Origin of the sequence: Achromobacter aegrifaciens, assembly GCF_902859735.1 — a bacterium.
Classification (GTDB): Bacteria; Pseudomonadota; Gammaproteobacteria; order Burkholderiales; family Burkholderiaceae_B; genus Achromobacter; species Achromobacter aegrifaciens.
The window spans coordinates 128,010-152,076 of the sequence record NZ_CADIJY010000009.1; the positions used below are offsets into that span (position 1 = coordinate 128,010).

Sequence of the window (24,067 nt, forward strand, 5' to 3'; positions counted from 1 at the left end):
AAGTCGTGCTAGAATCTCGTTCTCTTCGGAGATGTGCCCGAGAGGCTGAAGGGGCTCCCCTGCTAAGGGAGTATGTGGCTAAAAACTGCATCGTGGGTTCGAATCCCACCATCTCCGCCAGATTCTCTCCGATCTGGCTTCGGTCAGCACCGGAGATAAAAAACCCGCAATCGCGCAAGTGATTGCGGGTTTTTTCATGGGCTCGCGGCGGGTCTGCGCCGCATGAGAAAATCGCTGATTCCCTTCCAGGCGCAGATTCCTTGAAACACCTGCTTGCCACGCTAGACCGGCTGAACGATTTCGATGAAGTCATCGATGTACGCACGCCGCTCGAATTCGCCGATGACCATATTCCCGGTGCGATCAACGCGCCGGTGCTGAGCAATGAAGAGCGCGTGGTGGTGGGTACGCTGTACAAGCAGGTCTCGCCCTTCGAGGCCTCGCGCGTCGGCGCGGCGCTGGTGGCGCGCAATATCGCCGCGCATCTGGACACGACCTTCGCCGACCGGCGCCAGGGTTGGCGGCCGTTGATCTATTGCTGGCGCGGGGGCACGCGTTCCGGCTCCATGACGACGATGTTCAACATGATAGGGTGGCGCGCGCGGCAGCTGGACGGCGGCTACAAGACCTATCGGCAGGCCACGCTGGACGCGCTGGAAAGCCTGCCCGCGGGCTTGCGCTACATCGTGCTGGCCGGGCCCACTGGCAGCGGCAAGACGCGCTTGTTGAATGCATTGGGAGAGGCCGGCGCGCAGACGCTGGACCTGGAGCGCCTGGCCGCGCATCGCGGGTCGCTGCTGGGCGCCTGGGCCGGTGTTGCGCAGCCCTCGCAAAAGGGTTTCGACACGCGACTTGCTCAGAGCTTGCGGGCGTTCGATGCGTCGCGGCCGGTGTTCGTCGAAGCGGAGAGCCGCAAGATCGGCGCGGTAGCGCTGCCTGCCGCGCTATTGAAGGCGGTGCATGCGAGCCCCTGCATCGAGGTCCGTTCCAGCCGCGAGGATCGCGCGGCCTTTCTGCAGCAGGACTACGCCCATCTGTTCGACGACCCTGCAACGTTCAAGGCGCAGCTTCAGCGCATGATCGGCCTGCACAGCCGCGAGCGCGTGAACGGCTGGCTGGCCTTGGTCGACAGCGGCGCGCGCGCCGAGCTGGCGCAGGAACTCATAGACCGGCACTACGATCCGGCCTATGCGCGCAGTTGCCATGCGCACTTCACGCAATTGCCGCAGGCGCTGAGCTTGGAATTCAGGCCCAATGACGGCGACGTCGTGGAGCAGGCGAGGGCGTTGCTGGCAAGAATGGATGCAAGGGCGGACGCCGCCTGACTGCGGTTCATCGCGGGCGCCGTGGTCGGATAAATCGGTGCCCAACTTGCGCGCTTCACGAAATAACGCTATTATTCAAGGCTTGCTTTCAAACGCGAATGCGCCCGTAGCTCAGCTGGATAGAGTACCTGGCTACGAACCAGGGGGTCGTAGGTTCGAATCCTGCCGGGCGCGCCAAGTTTGAAGTAAGTGCAGTAGAAAACGCAGTAAAAACGGCAAGATTTTCTGATATAATTTTGCCTCTTTGCCGGAGCGCCCGTAGCTCAGCTGGATAGAGTACCTGGCTACGAACCAGGGGGTCGTAGGTTCGAATCCTGCCGGGCGCGCCAAGTTCACTTGGCCAATACAGCAAAGAAAATGGAAAGGCCTTTGATCTCGTATCGAAGGCCTTTTTGTTTTGCGCCGCCATCTAGAAGCGGATCGTCAGGCCCGCCATCGGCCCTTGCAGCACGGCGTCGAACTTGAAGCCGCCGCTGCTGTAGTCCACGCCCACTGCGCGATAGCCTATCGCCGCCGAGACATTCTTGCTGAAGTTGTAGCCGAGACCCAGGCCGACATCCCAATCCGCTTCTGCGCCGCCCGCGCCGATCAGGCCCCAGCCGGTGATGTAGTACTTCGAGCTCAGCATGTAGTTTCCGCGCACGCCCACCAGGCCGTCGACCCAGGTGGCGCCGTCGCTGCGCGTTCTGCCGTTCAGGTGCGAGCCCTTGAGCGTGATGTCGGTGTCGACCGACCAGACGCGCAGGCCTGCGACGACGTCCAGCTGATGCGGTGATTTTTCCAGCAAGGAATAGCCGACGCCGAGCAGTCCCGCGAACGTGGATGCCTTTACGTCCGCACTGGAGGCCAGGATGCCGCGCGGCGTATCTCCCTGTGTGCCGATCTTGGTGTAGATCAGGTCGCCGAATACGCTGTAGCGTCCTTTGCGCGCCTCGCCGATGAGCATCGCGCCGAAGTCGAGGTTGTCGAACAGCTCGTCGAAGTCCGAGTGGATGTCGATGACGGGCGAGCGCGAATGGGATACCTTGCCGGAGAGGCCGGCAGCCCAGAAGTAGGGCGTGACCGAGAATTGCCATTCGTTCGAAGGCACGGTACCCGCTGCGGAAGCGGGCTCCGCTTCGGCGCCTAGCGCAGTCCCGGCTTGCAGCAGCCCGCAGATCAGGCAGCCCATGATTTTCTTTTTCATTGCAAACCCTCCCCAAACGGCAGGCGTGATGAATCGCATCCATCACGCCTGCGGTGAGCGCAAAGCCGGCCAGGGGCCGGTGCGGCGTAACCCAGGTATCAGGTGACCCGTCTTACGGGAGGGATGGTCCAGGAGCCGTCGATGATCGACGGGTTGCTTTCATTGGGCCAGTAAAGACGCATCATCAGGATGAATGGGCCCTTGGGCGCAGGCAGCCAGTTCGACTCCATGTCCGGTCCGGGCGATTCATGCTGTATGAACAGGTCGATCGAGCCGTCGGGCTTGGCCTTCAGGGGCTGGCGCGCGCTGATCGAGTAGCGGTTCAGCGGGTTGTCGACGAAAAAGTAGCGCGCGTCATACATCGTCAGCGACCAGAAGCCCGACACTGGCGGCGTAAGCCCCTTCTTGAAGGTCAGCACGTACTTCTCCGAGCCGTTGTAGGTGCGCTTGATGGCGCCGGTGTCTGACTTCAGGGACGTGGGATAAACGGCGTCCTGGGGGCGGTTGGCGCCCAGGCCGATCGCGGTGACCAGCGCCCGTTGGAGGTAGTTGGTGCCGTATATGCCCGTCTTGGTCGTGAAGCCCCAGCCATCCACGTCCTGGATGTCGCCACCGCTGGACTTGAAGTGCGTCATGATGCGTCCGAAGCCCACCTGCGGAACGCGCTTCGCAATGTCGGGGTCGAGCTTGCTCTTGTCGAAGTCCTGTCCTGGCACGATGCCTATCGAAGCCATCTTCGCGACGATGGGCGCGTCGGCGGCACTGGGCGGATTGCGCTTGAGCAGCTGCGCAAACAAGCTGAAGTACTCGACCGCGTCCATGTTGTTGACCTGTTCGCGCACCGAGGTCTTCATGTCTATCGCAGGGTCGACCTTGCCCGCGGGCGGAGTCCAGTCCTTGCCCCATGCGCTCAAGGGACAGAGCTTCACTTCGTCCTGCAGCTTGTGCACTTGCGCATAGTCTTCCGGCGTGCCGGTGCAGTAGATGCGGCCCAGCAGCCACACGATGCTGGTGGGAGATTTGTACTGGACCATGCCTTGCGGAATCGAGCCCTCCCATCCAGGGCCGCTGACCACGAAGGTTTGCGCACCCGTGCCCGTGGTGCGCTTGCCAGGCACATCGAACACCGTCGTCCAGCCGTCCAGCATCGGAAACAGGGCATAGCGTCCATTCATGTCGGGCAGGCTGACGACCCAGGGTTCGTCGCCGACGTCAAAGAAGGAAGTGGTGTACAGCGTGTCGGCGTTCGGCGCGGTCACGTCGCGGAACTTGGCGTCGGGATACTGGCGCAGCTTGATGAGATTCCCCATCGGCGCTCGCGTGCCCTTGGGCTCCGCAACGTTGGTGATGACTCTTCTGGTCATCTCCATGGTCACCAGGGGATAGGCGTAGATGTAGACATCGGTCGCCAGTCCGAACTGCTCGTCGCCTTCGGGCAGATCCGCGATCAGGCCATCGGCGGCCCGGGCGGCGGCGCCCAGGGCGCTGGTTGCGAGCAGAGCAAGACCACCTGCATTCAATGTGCGGCGCGTTAGCTTCATAGGATCACTCCAACGGACTCATGGGTTGAAAATCACGAAGTGCCGCGGCACAGGCCAAGCTGTGCCGCGAGATGCCTTGCTCTAGCGTTGTCGTACGTACTTGCCGATTTCCCGGGCCGCGCCCGAGGTCCATTCATCGATCAGCGGCTGCAGTTTGGACAGGCGGACGCCGCCCGCGCCCTGGGTGGCGTTGGCGACCTTTTCGCCCGTGCCACCCCGCACGGACGCATACAGCAATTCATCCGACATGCTGTCCGTGACCCGCGACTCGATGGCGACGCTGGCGTCGCGCGCCATGCCTCCTTCCATGGCGGCGCGGGCCTCGGTCATTACCAACGCGACGGGAATGTATTGATAGGCTCGCAGCGCCTGCTCCGAGGTTCCCACCGCGGTGATGGCGATGCGGATACGGGCGACGCCGGGCCCGGCGCGATCGACCAGCCTCACCTGTTCGCCGACCTTGCGCCGCAGCGTCTCGTTGACCGCTACGCGTATCTCCGTGAGGGTTTCCATGGAAACGTCCGCGGATGGCTGAGGCTCCGGGTAGTACTCGATCGGATCAAGCCACACCGCGGTATAGCGAGACGCGTTGAAATCAGGATTCAGGTAGACCAGGCGGGTTCCGCCGTCGGGGGCGGGCATCTGGTGCAGAAGCGAGTAATCCGACAGGAAGCCGGACTCCGTTGTTTTTGGTGCGGTGGAACAGCCTGTGGCCAGGATCGCGGCAGCGAGGCCCAGAACGAACGCGCCCGAGGAATTCTTGGTGTCCATGCAAGTTCCTTCTGACAGATGGGGGGCAGGAGAGCCCCGACTGCAGGCGTCGGCGAGAGGTCCTGTGCAAAAGCTGCTTCTCCGCTCGTGGGCGCATTTTTTGTCCTATATGCACAGGAAACCAATTATTTTTCCAAGCGTGAAATTTCGCAACGCGGACGAGTGAACCGGGCTTTCTGAACTATTCCCTTTGTGCGCGTTTTGTGGAAGGAATCGCGCGGCCGAGGCGGGCCACGAATCGCGGGCGCGTGATTCGAACGCGGCGCGGACACAGGCTTCGGCCTGTCCGATTTGCGCACCCTTAATTTTTCATGGTATAAACACGCCTCTTTCGGAGCGCCCGTAGCTCAGCTGGATAGAGTACCTGGCTACGAACCAGGGGGTCGTAGGTTCGAATCCTGCCGGGCGCGCCAAGCTTCTTGCTTGGATGAAATGGAAAGAAAACGGAAAGGCCTTTGATCTTCGATCGAAGGCCTTTTTGTTTTGCTGCGCGGATTGCGCTTCAGTGCGTGGAGGCTGGTTCCGCGGCCCGGACCTGGTCTCGGGCCTTGTCATCTTCGTCGTCGAATCCCCAGTCTCCAACCGTGTACCAATCGTCTCCCAGGGTCTCTGCGGGATGCATGGTGCGGCCGGACCCGTTGCCGCAGGCCATTGAGTCGGTGGCGCAATAGCGGTCGCAGCCCCAGCATATGCGTTCGGGGTGCTTCGGGTGCAAGGGAAACTTCTTGGCCATGCGAAATGCCTGTTGACGGAGGGCGCCGCGATGGCGGCGCCGATCTTTCCGGATATATGTCCAGCGTACTGCCGGGCGCGCCCGAAATTCCTTGATCTGGCTCAAACGCAGAGCCTGCGGCCCGATGCGCGCAGTATTGCGCGTCGGGCCGCGGTTCTGGGGAATTGGGGTGGAGAAAGCGCCGCCCGGTGAGGCGCGGCGCCGGTCTCATGCGCCTAATGGCGTCGTCGGTCCACCGCCGTCAAGGATGTGCCGCTCTTGAGCAGCTGGTAAGTCTGTCCGCCCAGCCACGCGACTTTTTCGCCCGTGCTGGTGCGGCATACGCAATGCGTCTTCGGATCGAAGCGCGAGGTGCCCAGCGCGGAATACGCGTCGGGGTCTGAGACGAATCGTTCAATGCGGTAGAGCGTGCCGTCCGGCGCGGTGGCGAGGACGTCGGTCAATCGTCTTGCGGTGCCGAGCATATGCGATACCTCCATGCGCGGGCCATTGGATATACGGCGCCAAAGTCGTTCAGGCACTTCAGTATGCCAGGGCGGGAAGCTTGATGTTCCCGCATCAGGCGCTAATGAAGGTGCCCTCCAAACAATGAATCGTCGAGCTGGTCGGGAGTGACGCCCAGGGCTTCGGATACGCGGTCCAGGATAACCTGCCTGGGCCGCGGGCGCGGCCGTTCCAGTTCGATATAGATGGAGTGGTCCACCCCCAGTCGTGCAGCCATATCAGCGGTGCTGATTTTGAGATGCTCACGCCAGGCGCGTATCAGGCTCCAGTCGTTGCCGGTTTTTAGATTGACGACAGCTAATGGTAAATGACTCTGTCCCTGCGCGGGTGTTTTGCGCGGGGCGGATTTTCTGCGGGCGTCGCGCAGGCTGCTCTTGGCGGCAGCGCTCTTGCGGGAATCGCCGCGAGGCGTGGTGGTAGCGATTTCGGCGGTGAAAATGGCGCCGCCGTTCAATTGGCGATACTGGTTGTCGCCGATCCAATGCAGGGCTTCACCGTTGTCGAGCATGCACTCGCAGTCCAGGTGATAGTTGCTGGGCATGCTCTCGAGTTGGGCGATGGTTTCCGCGGTCGTGGCGTGGCGCACCACGCGGTGCAAGACACCGTCTGGCGAGCGCACGAATACGTCGGGAAGTCTCCAGGAAAACGGAATGATAATCTCCACGGCCAAACCTATCCCGCCACTGTATCCCGGGGTGCGGGTGGTGGGATTTGGGGTTTCCCCTCGCCTGACTTGAGCGGATGATTGTGCGCCACATCAGCCCTCAACATCTTCACAAATCTTCACGCCGCGCGAGGCTATCATCGCCGCGTTGCCTGGGGTTTTGGGCGTACTGTCCGAGTGTTGCCGATGTCTCTGGCCGCGGCTGGAATCGTGGATGCGCGACCGCGCGCGAGCAGGGCGGCGTGGTGGGCCGTGCTGGCGTCGTGCGCGCTGCATGCGATGGTGGCGGGGCTGTGGTGGCGCGACCGGATAGAGCCCGCAGCGCGCGCGCCGGAATTGCCGTTCTACGTGGATCTGTTGCCCGCCCGGTCGCCGCCCCTGCCACAGGAACAGCCGGCGAAGGACGAGCCTGCGTCCGGATCGGCGCCTGCTCAGCCTGCCCGCGTCGACACGCCGTCGCCGGCCGTGGCTGCAGGGCAACGATCCGGCGCGCGCAGGACACCCGCGCCATCCGCGCCGAGGCTGGACAGGACACCCGTGCCACCGTCGGGCGCTGCGGATCTTTCGCGCGATTTCGGTTGGCGCCCCGAAGATGCGCAAGCGGCGGGCATGCCGCGCGCACGTGGCGAGCCCGTCGTGCGACTCGGACCCAAAGCGCCGGTCGAACAATCCGAGATCGCGCGCGGCATCGCCAAGAGCGCGCGGCCGCCATGCAAGAACGCCCATGCGGACATGGGCTTGCTGGCCTTGCCGCTTCTGTTGGCGGATACCGTTACGGATCGGGGCTGCAAGTGGTGACGCCGAAGCCCTCGCTGCCTGCACGCGCGCCGCGGCGGCGCTGGAGGAATATCGAGATGCGTGCTTTTCATTTTCAATCTTGCCGCCAGTCCGATACGCTGCTCGCGCGGCCCGGGGCCTGTCAAGAATAGCCAAGCGCGATTACCTGGGTAGCGGCAGGGGCAAGCATGCGCGTCTGTCCTGAATCGTGGATACTATTTTTTCAATCTGGGATTTCCAGAATTCATGGAGAGACGCAATGCCCGAATCTCAAGGCGGCCTGGACAGGCTGCGCCGCTTCATCGCCGCGGCGACCCGGCTGGCCACGCCCACAGGCCTGGCGCAGACGCCGGAGTTGCAGGCCGCATTCGCCGACCTGGTGCGCCATGACGATTGGCTGCCCGAGGCCTGTACCGCGCCCCATCCGCAGTACTACCAGCAGTATCTGCTGCACTGCGATCCCCTGGAGCGCTTTTCGCTGGTGAGTTTCGTGTGGGGGCCGGGCCAGTTCACGCCGGTGCATGATCACGAGGTCTGGGGCTATGTGGGCATGCTGCGCGGGGCCGAGGTCAATCAACGCTATGTCCGCGGCAAGGACGGCAGCGTCGCGCCCGCGGGCGCCGCGACCACTTTGCAGCCGGGCGACATAGAATGCCTGTCGCCCGCCGAAGGCGACATCCACCGGGTCTCCAACGCCCACGCGGACCGCGTATCGATCAGCGTGCATCTCTACGGCGGCAACATCGGCGCCGTGTCGCGCCATGTGTATGACCCCGCGACCGGGCAGACCAAGCCTTTCGTGTCGGGGTATTCGTCGGCCAGCTTGCCGAACCTGTGGGACCGCTCGGAAGCCGTGCGGGCCGCCATTGCCGGGGGCGCACGCTAGGGTCTGTTCGCGCGCGGCGTCCCATGCTATTTTCTTGTCCTAAATATTAGGAAAACAAAAAATGGACAAGACGCTGCTCAAAGGTCTGATGGTGCTGGAGGCGGTGACCGACGTGGACAATCCGCCGCGCACCATCGATGCGCTGGCCGCCCGGGTCGGACTGACTCGCAGCAACACGCACCGCACCTTGCAGACGCTGATACATGCGGGCTATGTGACCAAGGACGATGACGGCGGCGGCTATCGCGGCGCGGTCCGGCTGTTCGAGCTGGCGGCGCGTCAGCTTGCCCAACTGGACGTGCGCAAGCTGGCCGCGCCCTACATGCGTACGCTGGCCGACCAGACCGGCGAAACCGTGCACCTTTCCGTGCTCGACGGTTTCGACGTGGTCTACGTCGACAAGATCGACAGTCCCCAGCCGATACGCGCCTATTCGATGGTGGGCGGACGAGCGCCCGCCTATGCCGTCGCCACGGGCAAGGCGCTGCTGGCCTACCAGCCGGAAGGCTATGTCGAGCGCTACGCCGACAAGCTCGTGCGTCATACGCCGTCGACCATCGTGTCCATGCCGCTCTTGAAGGACGAACTGCGCAAGATCGCCCGCACCGGCTATGCGGTCAATCGCGGCGAATGGCGCGAAGGCGTGGGCGGGCTGGCCGTGACCTTGTTCAACAGCCTGGACCAGCCCGTGGCCGCCATCGGCATCTCCGGTCCGCTGGACCGCCTGAGCGCCGCTAGGATGAAGCAGCTGGCGCCGGACGTGGCTGCCTGTGCCCAGTCCATCTCGCAGGGGATGGGCTATCGCCGGGGCTATCTGGACCAGTAGCGGGCCGCGCCAGCGCCGCGCTGATGCGCCGCGCCTGATCGCGGGCCAGCCGCGCATTGACATCCATGGACGTAGTCCAGAAGTACGTGCCGCCCGCGAGGCTACCCAACACCGAGATATCCGGCTCGATCCCGCCTGCGGCGTTCTTGAGGCATCCCGTGGCATAGTCCAGCGCCAGGCCGCCATGGGGATCGGGCTGCGCATGGCCCTCGCGCAATAGCGCGGACACCAGCGGGTCCTGCGTGCGCGGCGTGTCCACCGAGAAGCTGGTGGCATTGATCAGATAGCGGCTGGCATGAGTGGAGACGGCGCCCGTCGCGTCGCGCAAGCGCGTGTGGAACAGGCCGCTGACGCTATCGTGGCGGCTGTCCAGATAACCGCCACAGACCTGCAGCTGGCCGTTCTGGAACAAGGCTTGCAGCTTCAATGCGTTGCTCATCGGAAAGGTGGCGCGCCGCGCCATCCACAGCGAACGCCATTGCGACTGGAAGCGGCCGCGCTCGGCTTGCGGGAGGAGATGCCAGATCAGGTCGACGGCGGCATTGGTCGCGGCCGCCACCGCCTGCCACGGGCGCGGGGCCTGTCCGGACCGACGTATCTCCTCGTCCAGTGCGACGTGGGCCTCGGCCTCCATGCCGAACACGTCCGCGGCTTCCAGGCTGCCGCCCAGCGCCAGGACTTCTTCCTGGAGCGCGGTGACGATGATGTCCAGTGACAGTGCGCCTCCATGCCTCGCGGCCAGGCGCGGAACGCCCTTCGGGCTCAGTTGTTGCAGCGTGTCTGGCGCGCGGTTGTTGGGGCTGCGCACGGAAGGCAGGCGGCCATTGCGCGATACGCACAGGATGGGGCCGCGATGGGCCGTCTGTTGCAAGGCGGCGATGGCGTCCACGGCGCTCAGGCTGGTGCCGATGATGCAGACCGGCGCGTCGGCGGCGATGCCGCGGGTCAGCGCCTGGACCGGGTAGGGGCTGTTGAAGTAGCCGGGCGCATCGCGTAATTCCGGAAACGCCTGCGAAGGCAGGTTGCCGTTGCACAGCACGGCGTAACGCGCCAGGAAGGGCGAACCCGGTTCCGCTTCGACCCCCACGCCTCCGCCAGGCAGCGGCGCCACGCGGCGGACCCGGCCGCGCACGTGCGTGAGCGTGATGCCCAGCGCGCGGGCTAGCCCGCAAGCCCGTCCGTAGACTGCGCGCATGTAGGCGCCGAACAGCGGGCGCGGCAGGAAGTCCGCCGGCGCTATCGAGTCCGCGCCCTGCGCGCGCAGCCAGGCGGGATCCTGGGCGCGCAGCCAGTCCACGAAATCCATCCTGTGATCGGCCCGCGCCGACATGTTGCCGGCGGGAATGTTGAGCAGGTTGCTGGGCAGATCCTCCTGGTAGGCCTCGCCCGCGCCCGGTTCGGCCTGCGGCTCGAACAGCGCGATCGTCAGCGCTCGTCCAGCGGCAGGTTCCAGCGAAAGCAGGAATTGATAGAGGAAGCTGACCGCCACCGAGCCGCCGCCGACGATGGCCAGGTCCGCCGCTTGCGGTGTCGTGTCGGGCGCCGTCATTTGGCCGCCGACAAGCGCACCACGTCGGCCCAGCGGGCGACTTCCTGCTTGAGCACGCGGCTGGTATCGGCGGGCGTGGTGGCCACGGCGTCGGCGCCCAGCTTCTGTGCGGCCTGCTGCACGGAAGCCATGGCCGCCGCCTTCTGCATGCCGGCCGAGAGCTTCTCCACCACGGCGGGCGGCGTGCCCGCGGGAGCCAGCAGCGCGTAGGTGGTCGCGACCGAGTAGTCCTTTACGCCCTGCTCGGCGAGCGTGGGCAGGTCCGGCAGCGCCGTGGCGCGCGTGGCGGTGGTGACGCCCAGCAGGCGGATCTTGCCGGTCGCGACCTGGGGCAGCAGCGCCGGCAGCGTTTCGATCACCATGTCGATCTGCCCGCCCAGCAGGTCGGTGATGGCGGGGCCGCTGCCGCGATACGGCACGTGCATGAGCCGGGTGCCGGTGACGACCTGGAAGAGTTCGCCTGCCATGTGCTGGGACGTGCCGGGGCCGGCCGAACCAAAGGTGATGGTGCCGGGCTTGCTCTTGGCCAGGGCGATCAGCTCCTGCACGTTCTTCGCGGAAATCTTGCTGCTGTTCACCGCCACGGCCATGGGCATGCTGGTGGCCATCGACACGCCGACGAAGGCGGTGCCGAAGTCGTAGCCGGGCTTGTCGGGCATGGCGGCATGGATTGCGTGGCTGCCCACGGCGCCCATCAGCAGGGTGTAGCCGTCGGCGGGCGATTTGGCCACGTACTCGGCGCCGATCTCTCCGCCCGCGCCCGCCTTGTTTTCCACCACCACGCTCTGTCCCAGGTAGTCGCCCAGGTGCTGCGCATAGATGCGCGCGGCCGCGTCCGTCGCGCCGCCGGGCGGGAAAGGGACCACCATGCGCACGGGTTTCGTCGGCCAGTTGTCGGCCGCGGCCGCGCCGCCTGCCAAAGCCAGCACCATGCCCGTCAGGGCAATGCGCCACATTTTTTTCATGGAAGTCTCCTTGGTGTCGGTGCGGGCCGTCCTATGCAGCGTCTCGGCCCTTTTTTTAAAATCCTAAAATATAGGATTCAAGTATCAATAAATGACTTACTTAGAATTCCACACGGTGCTATGCTGGTCAACAATTAAGCACATCACCTAGGGAATGCACTAGGATTGACGCCAAAATACACAAGCATGCGCCAGAGATGGGCTGGATGATGCCAGTCTTGAAGGTCAGCTCTTATAATGTTTTCTTTGTCCCAAATATTGAATTTTCATAACGAGAGGTCAGACATGACACCCAGTTCGGCGCTGGCCGGCATCACGGTGCTGGAGATTTGCAATGTCGCGGCGGGGCCTTTTTGCGGCATGTTGTTGGCGGACATGGGCGCCGACGTGATCAAGATCGAAAACCCCGAAGGCGGCGACACGCTGCGCAGCTGGCCGCCCATTTCCGACGGCTACAGCGAAAACTTCGCGTCCCTCAATCGCAACAAGCGTTCGGTGACCTTGAACCTGAAGGATCCCGGCGACCTGGCCTTGGCGCGCGATCTGGCGCTGGCCGCCGACGTGCTGATCGAGAACAACCGGCCGGGCGTGATGGACCGCCTGGGCCTGGGCTATGCGCAGCTGCGCGAGGCCAATCCCAAACTGGTCTATTGCTCGATCTCGGCCTACGGCCAGTCGGGGCCCCGTTCGCAGGAAGGCGGCTTCGACCTGACCATCCAGGCCATGAGCGGCATCATGAGCGTGACCGGCGAAGCGGGCGGCGAACCCGTGAAGTGCGGCGTGCCCGTGGCGGACTTTTCGGCCGGCCTGTACGGCGCCTTCGCCATCGCGTCTGCCTTGCGCGCGGCCCAGGCCAGCGGGCAGGGCACGCATATCGACGTGCCCATGCTGGGCGCCACCTTGGGCATCGCGGCCTTGCAGACCTCGGAGTTCTTCGGCAGCGGCAAGGATCCGGTCAAGCTGGGGTCGGCCCATCCGCGCAACGCGCCGTATCAGGCATTCCGCTGCAAGGGCGGCTACTTCGGCATGGCGGCGGGCAACCAGGCCTTGTGGAAGGGCGTCTGCGCAACGGTAGGCCGCGAGGACCTGCTGGCCGATCCGCGCTTTACGGACACCAGCGCCCGTGCGCGCAACCAGACGGCGTTGCGCGAGATCCTCGAGGCGATCTTCGAAGCCGAGGACGCGCAGACCTGGCTGGCGCGTTTCCGTGCGGCGGGCGTGCCTTGTGCGCCCATCAACACCTATTCCGAGGTGCTGGCGGATCCGCAGGTCGAGCACATGGGTTGGGTGCAGCCCGTGGACCTGCCCAACGGCGTGCGCACGCGCACCTTCGGCCTGCCGGTGCGCTTTGACGGCCAGACCACGGCCTTGCGCCGCCGGCCGCCGGCTTTGGGCGAACACAACGATGAAGTGCTGGGCGCGCTGCGCGCCGCCAGAAAGGAGACGGCGGCATGAGCGAGGTCCTGCGCATCGACAAACAGGGCGCGGCGCATGTGTTGACGCTGGCGCGGCCCGACAAGATGAATGCGCTCTCGGCGCCGCTGGTGGAGGCGCTGATCGCCGCATTGGACGAGGCCGAGGCAGGCGGCGCCCAGCTCATCGTCTTGAAGGGCGAGGGCAGGAATTTCAGCGCGGGCTTCGACTTCGGAGGTTGGCAGGAACAGAGCGAAGGCGACCTGCTGCTGCGCTTCGTGCGCATCGAGATGCTGCTGCAGCGGCTGGCGGCTTCGCCGTGCCTGACGCTGGGGTTGGCGCATGGCCGCAACTTCGGCGCGGGCGTGGACTTGTTCGGCGCTTGCAAGTGGCGCGTCAGCGCGCCCGACGCCACGTTCCGCATGCCTGGGCTGAAGTTCGGCCTGGTGCTGGGCACGCGCCGTTACGCGGCCCTGGTCGGCGCCGAGCGGGCGCGCGCGGTGCTGGAGCAGGCGGCCACGTTCAGCGCGGAAGAAGCCTTGCGCGACGGCTTCGCCAGCCGACTTTCCGACGCTCAGGATTGGCATGCCGTCGAACGCGAGGCGCTGGACGCGGCGTCAGCGCTGAGCTGCGCCAGCCGTGTCCAGCTGTATGCGGCGCTGTCCTCTGAAACGCCGGATACCGATCTCGCCCGCCTGGTGCGCTCAGCCGCCCTGCCGGGATTGAAGGAGCGGGTGGCGGCTTATCTGCAGGCGCGTTGACCTAAGAAGAACACGCAGGGAAGGAGACATCATGGCATCGGGTTTCAATCAGAAGAACAAGCAGTGCACGCTGGCGGAGCTGGCGGCGTTGGTGCCCAACGGCGCGTCGATCGCCTTGGGCGGCAGCTTCCTGCACCGCGGACCGTTCGCCTTCGTGCGCGAACTGATCCGGCAGGGCCGGCGCGACCTGGAACTGGTCAAGCAGTCGCCAGGCTACGACGTGGACATCCTGTGCCGCGCGGGCGCGCTGCGCCGCGTGCGCGCCGGCATCGTCGCCATGGAAGGGAACTTTGGCCTGGCGCCCTGGTACCGCAAGGCGGTGGAGCGGCGCGAAATCGAACTTGAGGAACACGCGTGCGCCAGCCTAACGGCCGGCCTGCGTGCGGCGGCCTTCGGCGTGCCGTTCCAGCCTTGCGGCGGCCTGCATGGCAGCGGCCTGCCCGAACTCAATGGCTGGAAATGCCTGGACGATCCCTACGGCAGCGGTCAGAAGACCTGGGTGGTGCCGGCGATCCGGCCGGACTTCGCCGTGATCCATGCGTCCGAGGTGGACGCGCTGGGCAATGTGCGGGTGCATGGCACGGCGCATTGGGATCGCATCATGTCGCGCGCCGCGGGCAGCGTGCTGGTGGTGGCCGAGAAGGTGGTCGACAGCGCGGTGTTCGAGGCCAATCCGGAATCCACGCTGGTGCCGTTCTTCATGGTGCAGGCCTATGCCGTGGCGCCGCAGGGCGCATGGCCGGGATCCTGCTGGCCTGACTACGCCATCGACTATCCGGCAGTGGAGGCATACATGGACAAACACAGCGATCTGCAGGCGCACATGGCTGCGGCGCCCGAAGCGCGGGAGGTGCAGCATGGCTGAGCAATGGTCGGGTTTTTCCTACATCGTCACCAATCTGGCGCGTTTCATCCGGCCGGACGAGATCACCTTCAGCGGCGTGAATTCCACCATGCCCATGCTGGCCTGCCTGCTGGCCAAGCGCGCCTACGATTGGGACTTCGTCTACATCAACGTGGCCGGCGGCGTGAACCCGCGGCCCTCGCATGTGCCGATCTCCAGTTCCGACCCGGTGCTGGCCGAGCACACCGCGTCGATCTTCTCCAACGAAGACTTCTACGACCTGTGCACGCGCGGCCGTATGGATCTGACCTTTCTGGGCGCGGCGCAGATCGACGGCGCGGGCTGCGCCAACAACTCCTGCATCGGCGACTGGCATGAGCCCAAGGTGCGCCTGCCGGGCGGCGGTGGCGGCGCGGTGATGCTGCCCACGGCCAGGCGCGCCTGCACCTGGCGCACCGAGCACTCGCGGCGCACCTTCGTGCCGAAGCTGGACTTCATGACTTCCTGGGGCGGCTTCCACGGCGTGGTCACGCCGATCGCCGTGTTTGTCAAGCGCGACGGCCGGCTGGCCTTGCAGTCCTGGCACCCGGAATCCAGCCTGTCTGAAGTGCGCGAGCGCACGGGGTTCGAATTCGATGCGACGGGCGCCGAGCCGTCCGCGCTGCCCAGCGCAGCCGAGGCGCGCGCCTTGCGCGAGCTGGATCCCGACGGGCAGTTCGAACGCGACGCGGCCGTCGCGCTGCGCTAGGAGACTGCCATGACGATCGCCGATGCCACGCTGGTGGCCGCGTTCGCGCGCCTGTGGAGCCAGCCGCAATGGGCCGGGCGGCCAGCCATCGTGACCACGGACGGCGCCTTGACGTATGCGGGCCTGCAGCGCGAGGTCGGGCGCATCGCGGGCGGCTTGCGCGCCGCCGGCGTGGCGCGCGGCAGCCAGGTGGCGATCGCGATGGAGCGGTCGCAGGCGCAGGTGCTGGCGATCCTGGGCGTGATGGCGGCGGGCGCCTGCCCGTGTCCCCTGGAGCCGCGCCTGTCGGACGCCGAGACCGCCAGGCGCGTGGCGGCGGTGGGTCTGGGCTGGATGCTGCACGACGCGGCCAACGCGGCCACGGCCCGGGCCAGCGGCCTGGCGCCGCAACACCTGCTGGACGCCGCCGCCGTGGCGCAAGGCCCGCTGGATTGGACGGGCAGCGGCGAGGCCGAGCCCGGCGACGCGGGCCTGCTGCTTTTCACTTCCGGCAGCACCGGCAATCCCAAGGGCGTGCTGTTGAGCCACCGCGGGCTGGCGAACAACGCGCGCGGGGTGCTGGCGCACACCGGCTTGACGCCGGCAGACCGGCTCCTGCACGTGATGCCGCTGCATCACACCAACGCGCTCAACAACCAGATCTTCGCGCCGTTGCTGGCGGGCGCCAGCGTGGCGCTGGCGGGGCGCTTCCGGGCCGAAGACATGCCGGGCTTGCTGCGCGCGTTCCGGCCCACCCTCATCACCGGCGTGCCCACCATGTATGCGCGCATGCTGGAACTGGAGTTCGACTCCGCAAGCCTGGCCGCGTTGCGCTTCGCGCGCTGCGGTTCGGCGCCCATCACCGAAGCGCTGCACCGGCGCATCGAAGCCTTCCTGGGCTGCCCGCTGGTGGTGTCCTACGGCCTCTCGGAGGCCACCTGCACCTCGACCATGAACCCGCCCGCCGCGCGCCGCGTGGGGTCGGTGGGCACGGTGCTGGCCGGCCAGAGCGTGACCTTGCGCCTGCCGGATGGCAGCGAGGCCGCGCCGGGCGGCGAAGGCGAGATCTGCATCGCGGGCGACAGCCTGATGCTGGGCTATGTGGGCGTGGACAGCGCCGACGCGGGCGCGCCGCAGCTGTTGCGCACTGGAGACTTGGGGCGTTTCGACGAGCAGGGCTTCCTGAGCATCACCGGCCGCATCAAGGACGTGATCATCCGCGGCGGCGAGAACATATCGCCGGCGCTGATCGAGGGGGTAGTGACGGGTCTGCCGGGCGTGGCCGCCTGCTGCGTGGTGGGCGCGCCCGACGAGGACCTGGGCGAAGTGCCCGTGATCTTCGTGCAGCGCGCGGGCGAGGCCGCGCCGGATGCGCCCGGCATACAGGCCGAGGTGCTGGCGCGCCTGGGCCGCATCTACGTGCCGCGCGAGGTGTTGTGGATCGAGCGCCTGCCCGAGAACGCGGTGGGCAAGGTCGACCGCAAGGCGCTGGCGCGGCAGCTCGCGCCCGCCAGCCTGCGTTCATGAAGCGTAGGGACGCCTCGGGCGTCCCGTTACGCTATTCGACCTTGCCGATCCGGTTGACCGCTGTCTCCAGCGAGGCCGTGTCCTGCTTCCAGTATGCGTCGAACGCGGGCGCGTCCAGGTACTGCACGGGGCTCCCAGTGCCGGCGATGCGCGCCTGGACTTCGGGATTGCTGGCGACGTCCTTGACGGCTTGGCGCAGCTTGTCGATGACGGCCGGCGGCGTGCCGGCCAGGGCGAATACGCCTGACCACTGCACGAAGCTGATGTCGTAGCCCTGCGATTTGAAGGACGGTACGTCCGGCAGGCTGTCGAGCTTGCCGTCGCCCCAATGCGCCAGCGCCTTGACGCGCCCCGCCTGGATCAGCTGCATGACGCTGGACGGCCCGGTGGCCAGGGCATCGACCTGGCCGCCTACCAGCGCCTGCACTGCGGGGCCGGCGCCGGTGAAGGGCACATGCATCATCTTGATGCCGGCCGCGCTCTGCAGCATTTCCATCGGCACGTGCATGGTGCCGTAGATGCCGGAAGAGCCGTAGCTGAACTTGCCGGACTGCTTCTTCGCCGCGTCGACGAATTCCTGCAGCGTCCTGTACGGCGCGTCCGCGCGCACCACCAGCACGGTGGGATCGGCGGTGATGCGCGCAATCGGCACGAACTGGTCCAGCTGATAGGCCGGCTTGCGTTCCAGCAGGCGGTCGGCTGCGGGCAGGATGGAAATCGACGACAGGCTCATCAGCAGCGTATAGCCGTCGGGCTTGGCGCGCCCGGCCTGGCCGATGCCGATGGCGCCGCCCGCGCCGCCCTTGTTTTCGATGACCACGGCCTGGCCCAGCTTGTCGCCCATGGCCTGGGCCAGCGGCCGCGCGATCGTGTCGGCGACGCCGCCGGGCGGGAAGGGCACCACCATGGTCACGGGTCGTTCAGGGTAGCCGGCAGCCAGCGCATTCGCGGCTCCCAGCCATAGCAAGGCGGCCGCGGCCGCCCGGTAGCAACGCAGATTCATGTCTCACTCCTTGTGCTTCCTGCTGCCGAGCCGCCCCGTGTTCATTCCGGGGCTTGTACTCAGACGAAGCGGTTTTCGATATGTCCGATGCCGTCGATTTCCACGCGCACCACGTCGCCGTGCTTGAGGAACCGAGGCGGGTTCAGGCCCTGGCCCACGCCGGCCGGCGTGCCGGTGGCGATGACGTCGCCCGGATACAGCGTGATGCCGCGCGAGCAGGTTTCGATCAGCGTGGGGATGTCGAAGATCAGGTCCTCGGTATTGCCGTCCTGGCGCAGTTCGCCGTTGACCCAGCAGCGCACGCGGGTCTTCTGGCCGTCCAGCTCATCGGCCGTCACCAGCCAGGGGCCCATGGGGCAGAAGGTGTCGAAGGACTTGCCCAGATCCCATTGCTGGTGGCGCATCTGCACGTCGCGCGCGGTGACGTCGTTGACCACCGTGTAGCCGATCACGTGGCTCATGGCCTCGGCGCGGGAAATGTTGCGACCGCCCTTGCCGATGACCACCGCCAGTTCGGCTTCGTAGTCGATCTTGTCGGACACGCCCACGGGCAGTTTCACGTCGGCCCAGGGGCCGACCACGGTCTGCGGCACCTTGGTGAACACGATGGGCCAGGATTCGGGATTGGCGTCGTTGTCCTTGAAAACCGAGTCGCGCAGTTCCTTGGCGTGGGCGTGGTAGTTGCGGCCCACGCAGAACAGGTTGCGCCGCTGCGCCGGCAGCGGCGCTTCATGTTCCACCTGGTCCCAACCGTAGGACGAGCCGATCTTGCCCGGCAGGGCGCGGCCTTCGGCCAGCCACTCCACGGCGGTCAGCGCGCCGGCCGCTGCGAGTTCGCGCGGGAAGTCCAGGGCGGTCACGCTGCCGCCGTCGTCGGAAACCACGCCGATGCGGCGTTCACCGTTGATCCGGAATACTGCAATCTTCATGCTTGCTCCCTGGGCGGTCCGGCCGCCCGTGCTTAATACCAAAAAGTACCAATTGAGTGAGTAATCAGGCCCAATTGCGGAGAAGGATATACCAAGTAAACCAATTTTCCTAACAGGATTAATAGTTTTTTAGGCGTGTATTGGTCTGTTTTGGTATCATCTGGCCGCTAGCCATTCTGGGACGGTCCATGGACAAAGCTTCCGCCTTGCGCGCGGTCATCATTGAAAATCTGCAATCCGGCGCCTGGCCCGCCGGCCATCGCCTGCCCACGGAACGCGCCCTGAGCGAACAATTCGGCATCAGCCGTTCAACGGTGCGCCGCACCCTGGCCGACTTGAAGGTCGAAGGCTTGATTTCGCAGCGCGTGGGTAGCGGCACCTACGCCAATCCGCCCTCGGTCCTGGCGCAGGCCGAAGGGCTGCTGCGCACCGAAGTGCTGTCCACCAGCCCGGCCGAACTGATGGCGGCGCGCTTGGTGCTGGAACCGGCGATTGCGGCCTTGGTGGTGCAGCACGGCAGCCCGGCCGATTTCGCCGCCATGCAGGACGCCTGCGCGCGGGCCGAGGCCGCCGACAGCTTCGAAGCGTTCGAGATCTGGGACGCCAAATTGCACGAATTGATGGCCACGGCCACGCACAATCTCTTCATCGAAAAAGTGTTCGCCCTGATGACGGCGGCGCGCTCGCAGGCGACCTGGGGCGCCTTGAAGCGCAGGAGCCTGACGCCCGAGCGGCGCCAGGCCTATCAGGTCGAGCATCGCGAGATCGTCGATGCGCTGCATGACCGGGACGCCGAACGGGCCATGGAGGCCGTGCGGCGGCATCTGCTGCACGTGAGGGACAACCTGCTGGGCTAGGGGTCGCAGCGTCCGCAGGCCGCAGGGGACTGCGGCGCGGCCGGGTCTTGGCCGCAGCAAGAGCGGCCGGCGCGGGCTGCGCGCCTCAGGGCTGCGCGCGCAGCCTGGCCAGTTCGGCGGAAAGCTCGGCCACCAGGGCCTGGGCGCGCGCCAGCGGATCGTGGCCCTCGGGCGAGGGCTCCGCGGGCGTGTCGGGCGTCTGCAACCGGGGCTGCACGCTTTCATGACCCATGCTGACGTCCACGTCGAACACCAGTTGTTCGGCGCGGTGCCAGGTGGTGAACCATTCCAGGGGGCGGCCATGCTGGTCCATGCCCTGGCCTTGCAGCATCAGCAACGGCGTGCCGGCTTGCGTGCCCAGCAGTGCGGCCAGCGTCTGGTCGGCGGCAACCGCCCGGATCTGATTGCGCCCGGCGCCTGGACGCAGGCCGAAGCGGCGCGTCAGCACGCCATGCAGGGACGCGTCGGCGAGATCTTCGGCGCGCAGGCCCGGTACCGCGTCGGCGGGCAGCCAGGTGCGCACGTAGGCCAGCGGCGCGTCGGCCACATGGCGCAGACGCTCCAGCATCAGCAATTGCGTGGTGCCGAAGAAGGCGGCTACGTCCGCGGGCGGCTCGGCGCGCGCGAACGCGAGCACGCGGGTCTGCAGGGACACGCCGGACTGCGCGAACTGCTCGTACAGGCCGGTGGAGCGCTGTACCAGCCGGCGGTGTTCCTGGGGCGCGGCCACGCTGGCGGGACGCCCGGTTTCGCGCTGGATCAGGCCTTCGGTGGCCAGGGCCGCCAGCGCCTGGCGCACCACGCTGCGCGCCACGCCGAAGCGTTCGCACAGCGCCGCCTCGCTGGGCAGCACGGCGCCGGCCGCGAGCTTGTTCGTGCGGATGTATCCGCGCAGCAGGGTCGCCACCTGGGCGTGCAGCGGGATATCGCCGGAGCGATCAAGTACGGGCAATGCGTCGTGCGTGGCGGGCGCCATGGGAATCAACCTCCGGTTTGTGCCCGCGCAGTTTCCCACACATGCGTCCAGCCCGGGGCCAGATGCGCGGCGCGCTCGGCGGCCAGGATCAGGCTGTCCTCGCGGGCGATGCCGCGGCCGGCAATGTCGAAGGCGGTGCCGTGGTCGACGGACACGCGCACGACGGGCAGGCCCACCGTGATGTTGACGCCGTCGTCGCCGTAGACCGCCTTGAAGGGCGCGTGGCCCTGGTCGTGGTAACAGGCGATCACGAACTTCCACTTGCCGCGCACGGCTTGCGGGAACAGCGCGTCGGCCGGAATCGGACCTGCGGCCAGGATGCCGGCGGCATTGGCTTCGGCCACCGCGGGCGCCAGGATGTCGGCGTCTTCGGTGCCGAAGATGCCGTTTTCGCCGGCATGCGGATTCAGGCCCGAGACTGCCACCGGCTGGTCGCCGCGGCCCAGCGCCTTGGCGAACGAGCCGGCCAGGCGCAGCACTGCGCGCATGCGCGCAGGGGTCAGGTCTTCGATGGCCTGGCGCAGCGACACGTGAGTGGTGGCGTGGAAAATGTAGAGGTCGCCGGCCGACAGCACCAGCGAGAAGGTCTTGACGCCGAACTCGTGCGCCAGCAGTTCGGTGTGGCCGGGCCACTTGTGGCCGGCGGCGTGCATGGCCGCCTTGTTCAGCGGGGCGGTGACGATGCCGTCGACCTCGCCGGCGCGCGCCAGGGCGCAGGCCGTGGTGACAAAGCGCACCGAGCCGTCGCCCGCGTCCGCGCTGATCTCGCCCAGCTTTACATGGGCCAGCGACGGGCCGGCCTGCAGCACTTCGATCGTGCCGGGCGTGTTGGCGCAGTCGGCCGCGCGGTCCAGCTTGCGCACGATGGCGGGGTCGCCGCCCAGGCCGCGCACGGCGTTGGCCATCACGTCGACGTCGCCGACCACGAGCAGGCGGGCCTTCTGGCGCAGTTCGTCATGGCCCATCAGCATCTTGGCCGTGATTTCCGGCCCGATGCCCGCCACGTCGCCCAGGGTTACGGCCAGCAGGGGCAGTTTGCCCGGTTGGGGTTGTGTCATCGCTTGAATCTCCTGTCGCGGATCGCGCGCACCGCGCGAACCAGTACATCTTCGGTGCCAAAGCCGCCGGCCTTGGTCACCACGGGCAGGCCGGCGGCCGTGCCTCCGGTCAGCGTGCCCAAAGGCACGCCGCCCATCACTTCATCCACCAGCGCGATGCCGCGGGCGCCCAGCGCCACCAGCACGCTGCGCGCGCCGTCGCCGCCGGTGGCGACCACGCCGGCCGCGTTCGCGCTGGCGATCAATTGCGCGGCCAGGCCGCCCAGGCGTTCGGCGACGGTCTCGGAATCCAGGCCGTCCAACTGGCCTTCGGGCGCCAGCAGCAGCACCGTGCCGGCTTGCGCGGGCGACCGGGCATGCGCCTGCAGCAGCGGCTGGCGCCAGGCCTGCCATGCTGCGTCGTCGGCCAATTGGGCCAGCGAGGGCGTCCAGGTGTCGGCGCCCGAGGCTTGCAGAGCCGCGGCTTGCGCGCGTGCCGCGCTGTGCTGCGAGGTCACCACCACCACGACCGGCGCGGTCTGGTCGGCGCCGGCCCAAACGCGGGCCAGCGGTACGGCAAGGCCGCCCGCGCCCACGGGCAGGGCGTGCATGCCCAGCAAGCCGATGGCGCGCGCCAGGCGTTCCAGGTCGGCTTCGGTGGCGGCGTCAACCACCACGGTGTTGCCGGCCGCGCGGATGCGCGCCGCCAGCGTTTGCGGCGTGTCGCCTGCCTGCGCCGCTACATGGGCGCAGCCCAGCAGGGTGGGGATATGGCTTTCGGTCACGGGGGTGACCGGATCGGTGGCCGCCGAGGTCTCGGTGACCGGCTTGCCATTGACGTAGAGCACGCCTTGTTCGACGGTGCGGCCGGTGGCCGGGAAAGCCGGGCATATCACCGCAATGGTGTCCGGACCCCAGGCCTCGCGCGCCGCATCGATCTCGGCCTTGAAGGCGCCACGCAAGGTGGAATCCACCTTCTTGTACAGGCGTGTGACGCCGGCCGCGCGCAGGCGGCGCACGTTGTGCCAGACGACTTCGGCCGCGTCGGCGGTCGACAGGGGGCGGCTGTTGGTGGTGACCGCCAGCACTTCCACGCCGGCGGCGCCAGGACCGGACAGCGCCTCGTCGGCGCCGCCGATGGACAGATGGGTGTTCCAGCCGGCGCGCACGAACTGCACCGCCGTGTCGCCGGACCCGGTCAGGTCATCGGCGACGATGGCGATGGCGGGATTCAAAGCGCCTCTCCGCGCGCTTCACGCAGGGCGGGCGCGACCGTGGGGTCGGCGTCCTCGGATTTGAGTTCGCCGGCGCGCTTGAGGAAGTACGAGGCCAGCATCGGCGCCAGGATCGAACTGATCAGCACGCAGGCGGCGACCTGCGCGGTGGCGGTCGACACGTACTGCTGGAAGTTGGGGTCTGCGGCCGCCACCACGGCCGGGGTCGCGATGGCGTTGCCGGCGGTGGTGCCGGCTGCGAAGCCCAGGCCGCTCTTGCCGCCGCGGCGCAGGATGTAGCGATAGCCCAGGTAGACCAGGCCGCCGGTGATGGGGCTGATGATCAGGCCCAGGATCAGGCCGCTGACGCCGCCGGAAACCACGGCGCCCAGGTTGATGCCGGTGCCCAGCGCGAAGGCGAAGAACGGGATGACGATGTTGGGCACGGGCTTGAGCACGTCGCGCCACTTGGGGTCCAGGTTGCCGACCACCACGCCCAGCAGGAACGGCACCAGCGCCGCCACCAGGGCGATCATGGGGATGTCGGCCAGGCCCGAGGCGCCCAGGAACAGCAGGCTGAAGAAGGGGCCGTCGTTGACCGCGCTGGCCACATAGGCGCCGCGGTCGCGGGCATCTCCGTACTGGCCGGTATAGGCCAGCCACAAGCCGCCGTTGCTGTTGTCGAAGGCGGCCAGCAGCGCCAGGATGGAGACGCCCAGCACGCCGTCCAGGCCGACGTAGCTGCCCAGGATGATGATGAGGGTGGCGGGCACCAGCGTCTTCATCAGCAGGATGGTGCCGGCGGTGGCCAGGATGGGGCCGCCGGTGCGCGCATTGACCTGGGTGCCGGTGGCGAAGATCAGCAGCGCGATCAGGGGCAGGGCGCTGTTCTTGAACAGTGCCGTGGTGAACCCGCCGATCGCCAGGGCGTCGGGAGCGAAGGTGCCGATCAGGGAACCCAGGATCAGCGGCACCAGCATCAATCCACCGGGGATTTTCTGCATCGTGCCAAAAAAGGGCGAGCGGGAAGTTTCGGTCGACACTATCGGAGT

Annotated in this window: 24 protein-coding genes and 4 tRNA genes; 14 read left to right on the forward strand and 14 right to left on the reverse strand. The window is 66.8% G+C overall.

Translation table 11 applies throughout. From position 1 onward, the window contains the following. Window positions 1–27: 27 nt before the first annotated feature. The 4 genes from HV766_RS22475 to HV766_RS22490 all read left to right on the forward strand — a co-directional run bounded on the left by HV766_RS22475 (window position 28) and on the right by HV766_RS22490 (window position 1,654). Window positions 28–120, forward strand: a tRNA-Ser gene (locus HV766_RS22475). Between the two features lie 140 nt (window positions 121–260). After that, window positions 261–1,325, forward strand: coding sequence for a tRNA 2-selenouridine(34) synthase MnmH (gene mnmH, locus HV766_RS22480; RefSeq protein WP_175181871.1), 1,065 nt, complete (start codon window positions 261–263; stop codon window positions 1,323–1,325). Window positions 1,326–1,425: 100 nt separating this feature from the next. Beyond that, window positions 1,426–1,502, forward strand: a tRNA-Arg gene (locus HV766_RS22485). Between the two features lie 75 nt (window positions 1,503–1,577). Then, window positions 1,578–1,654 (forward strand) — tRNA-Arg (locus HV766_RS22490). 80 nt (window positions 1,655–1,734) lie between these two features. On the opposite strand, the gene HV766_RS22495 is transcribed toward HV766_RS22490, so the two are convergent. From HV766_RS22495 to HV766_RS22505, 3 genes are all read right to left on the reverse strand, one after another. Further along, on the reverse strand, window positions 1,735–2,511 hold the full coding sequence (locus tag HV766_RS22495) for a hypothetical protein (RefSeq protein WP_175181872.1): 777 nt from the start codon (window positions 2,509–2,511) through the stop codon (window positions 1,735–1,737). Between the two features lie 98 nt (window positions 2,512–2,609). Continuing rightward, window positions 2,610–4,052 carry a DUF1254 domain-containing protein gene (locus HV766_RS22500; protein ID WP_054453160.1) on the reverse strand — a complete coding sequence of 481 codons (1,443 nt, stop codon included), beginning with the start codon at window positions 4,050–4,052 and terminating at the stop codon, window positions 2,610–2,612. 81 nt (window positions 4,053–4,133) lie between these two features. Continuing rightward, window positions 4,134–4,823 (reverse strand): DUF3313 domain-containing protein, encoded by a 690-nt coding sequence (locus HV766_RS22505; RefSeq protein WP_175181873.1) that lies wholly within the window; start codon window positions 4,821–4,823, stop codon window positions 4,134–4,136. Window positions 4,824–5,159: 336 nt separating this feature from the next. Here HV766_RS22505 and HV766_RS22510 point away from each other — a divergent pair. Beyond that, window positions 5,160–5,236: transfer RNA gene (locus HV766_RS22510), tRNA-Arg, on the forward strand. An 89-nt stretch (window positions 5,237–5,325) separates the two neighbouring features. Here the strand turns inward: HV766_RS22510 and HV766_RS22515 are convergent. The 3 genes from HV766_RS22515 to HV766_RS22525 form a co-directional block, all read right to left on the reverse strand. Continuing rightward, the gene (locus tag HV766_RS22515) at window positions 5,326–5,556 is read right to left on the reverse strand and encodes a DUF3079 domain-containing protein (protein WP_054453156.1); all 231 of its coding nucleotides are present in this window, start codon (window positions 5,554–5,556) and stop codon (window positions 5,326–5,328) included. Window positions 5,557–5,771: 215 nt separating this feature from the next. Further along, window positions 5,772–5,999 (reverse strand): hypothetical protein, encoded by a 228-nt coding sequence (locus tag HV766_RS22520; protein WP_054453154.1) that lies wholly within the window; start codon window positions 5,997–5,999, stop codon window positions 5,772–5,774. A 122-nt stretch (window positions 6,000–6,121) separates the two neighbouring features. Then, complete coding sequence (locus HV766_RS22525; protein WP_054453692.1) at window positions 6,122–6,724, reverse strand: helix-turn-helix domain-containing protein; 603 nt, start codon at window positions 6,722–6,724, stop codon at window positions 6,122–6,124. A 186-nt stretch (window positions 6,725–6,910) separates the two neighbouring features. On the opposite strand from HV766_RS22525, the gene HV766_RS22530 reads away from it, so the two are divergent. The 3 genes from HV766_RS22530 (at window position 6,911) to HV766_RS22540 (ending at window position 9,213) form a co-directional block, all read left to right on the forward strand. Continuing rightward, the gene (locus HV766_RS22530) at window positions 6,911–7,522 is read left to right on the forward strand and encodes a hypothetical protein (protein WP_147400231.1); all 612 of its coding nucleotides are present in this window, start codon (window positions 6,911–6,913) and stop codon (window positions 7,520–7,522) included. Between the two features lie 238 nt (window positions 7,523–7,760). Beyond that, complete coding sequence (locus HV766_RS22535) at window positions 7,761–8,387, forward strand: cysteine dioxygenase family protein (RefSeq protein WP_175164071.1); 627 nt, start codon at window positions 7,761–7,763, stop codon at window positions 8,385–8,387. A 61-nt stretch (window positions 8,388–8,448) separates the two neighbouring features. Next, window positions 8,449–9,213 (forward strand): IclR family transcriptional regulator, encoded by a 765-nt coding sequence (locus HV766_RS22540; protein WP_082400883.1) that lies wholly within the window; start codon window positions 8,449–8,451, stop codon window positions 9,211–9,213. Here HV766_RS22540 and HV766_RS22545 read toward each other — a convergent pair. Continuing rightward, window positions 9,122–10,762 (reverse strand): FAD/NAD(P)-binding protein, encoded by a 1,641-nt coding sequence (locus tag HV766_RS22545; protein WP_175164072.1) that lies wholly within the window; start codon window positions 10,760–10,762, stop codon window positions 9,122–9,124. The two genes, HV766_RS22540 and HV766_RS22545, sit on opposite strands and share 92 nt — an antisense overlap. Further along, window positions 10,759–11,727: a tripartite tricarboxylate transporter substrate binding protein gene (locus HV766_RS22550; protein ID WP_054453146.1), complete on the reverse strand. Its 969-nt coding sequence runs from the start codon at window positions 11,725–11,727 to the stop codon at window positions 10,759–10,761. Before HV766_RS22550 ends, HV766_RS22545 begins: the two co-directional genes overlap by 4 nt. Before the next feature lie 285 nt (window positions 11,728–12,012). Here HV766_RS22550 and HV766_RS22555 point away from each other — a divergent pair, with 285 nt between their 5' ends. The 5 genes from HV766_RS22555 to HV766_RS22575 are packed head-to-tail and all read left to right on the forward strand — an operon-like array spanning window position 12,013 to window position 16,999. Further along, on the forward strand, window positions 12,013–13,182 hold the full coding sequence (locus tag HV766_RS22555) for a CaiB/BaiF CoA transferase family protein (protein ID WP_175164074.1): 1,170 nt from the start codon (window positions 12,013–12,015) through the stop codon (window positions 13,180–13,182). Next, window positions 13,179–13,901 (forward strand): enoyl-CoA hydratase/isomerase family protein, encoded by a 723-nt coding sequence (locus HV766_RS22560; RefSeq protein ID WP_054453143.1) that lies wholly within the window; start codon window positions 13,179–13,181, stop codon window positions 13,899–13,901. Before HV766_RS22555 ends, HV766_RS22560 begins: the two co-directional genes overlap by 4 nt. A 31-nt stretch (window positions 13,902–13,932) precedes the next feature. Continuing rightward, window positions 13,933–14,766, forward strand: coding sequence for a CoA transferase subunit A (locus HV766_RS22565; protein ID WP_054453140.1), 834 nt, complete (start codon window positions 13,933–13,935; stop codon window positions 14,764–14,766). Further along, a complete protein-coding gene (locus HV766_RS22570; protein ID WP_054453138.1) occupies window positions 14,759–15,493 on the forward strand; it encodes a CoA-transferase subunit beta in 735 nt (244 codons plus the stop codon). Before HV766_RS22565 ends, HV766_RS22570 begins: the two co-directional genes overlap by 8 nt. Before the next feature lie 9 nt (window positions 15,494–15,502). Further along, entirely contained in the window at window positions 15,503–16,999 is a 1,497-nt protein-coding gene (locus HV766_RS22575) for a class I adenylate-forming enzyme family protein (RefSeq protein WP_175181874.1), read from the forward strand. A 31-nt stretch (window positions 17,000–17,030) separates the two neighbouring features. Here the strand turns inward: HV766_RS22575 and HV766_RS22580 are convergent, their stop codons facing one another. Continuing rightward, the gene (locus HV766_RS22580; RefSeq protein ID WP_175181875.1) at window positions 17,031–18,002 is read right to left on the reverse strand and encodes a tripartite tricarboxylate transporter substrate binding protein; all 972 of its coding nucleotides are present in this window, start codon (window positions 18,000–18,002) and stop codon (window positions 17,031–17,033) included. A 59-nt stretch (window positions 18,003–18,061) separates the two neighbouring features. Then, complete coding sequence (locus tag HV766_RS22585; RefSeq protein WP_175181876.1) at window positions 18,062–18,931, reverse strand: fumarylacetoacetate hydrolase family protein; 870 nt, start codon at window positions 18,929–18,931, stop codon at window positions 18,062–18,064. A gap of 188 nt (window positions 18,932–19,119) precedes the next feature. On the opposite strand from HV766_RS22585, the gene HV766_RS22590 reads away from it, so the two are divergent. Next, window positions 19,120–19,788 (forward strand): FadR/GntR family transcriptional regulator, encoded by a 669-nt coding sequence (locus HV766_RS22590; protein ID WP_054453132.1) that lies wholly within the window; start codon window positions 19,120–19,122, stop codon window positions 19,786–19,788. 85 nt (window positions 19,789–19,873) lie between these two features. Here the strand turns inward: HV766_RS22590 and HV766_RS22595 are convergent, their stop codons facing one another. Genes HV766_RS22595 through HV766_RS22610 form a run of 4 tightly spaced genes read right to left on the reverse strand, consistent with a single transcriptional unit; the run spans window position 19,874 to window position 24,058 of the window. Next, window positions 19,874–20,764 (reverse strand): GntR family transcriptional regulator, encoded by an 891-nt coding sequence (locus HV766_RS22595; RefSeq protein WP_175181877.1) that lies wholly within the window; start codon window positions 20,762–20,764, stop codon window positions 19,874–19,876. A 5-nt stretch (window positions 20,765–20,769) separates the two neighbouring features. Further along, entirely contained in the window at window positions 20,770–21,822 is a 1,053-nt protein-coding gene (gene pdxA, locus HV766_RS22600) for a 4-hydroxythreonine-4-phosphate dehydrogenase PdxA (protein WP_054453127.1), read from the reverse strand. Next, complete coding sequence (dtnK, locus tag HV766_RS22605) at window positions 21,819–23,036, reverse strand: D-threonate kinase (protein ID WP_175181878.1); 1,218 nt, start codon at window positions 23,034–23,036, stop codon at window positions 21,819–21,821. Before dtnK ends, pdxA begins: the two co-directional genes overlap by 4 nt. Further along, window positions 23,033–24,058, reverse strand: coding sequence for a 2-keto-3-deoxygluconate permease (locus HV766_RS22610; protein WP_082400881.1), 1,026 nt, complete (start codon window positions 24,056–24,058; stop codon window positions 23,033–23,035). The genes dtnK and HV766_RS22610 overlap by 4 nt, the downstream gene beginning before the upstream one ends. Between the last annotated feature and the right edge of the window lie 9 nt (window positions 24,059–24,067).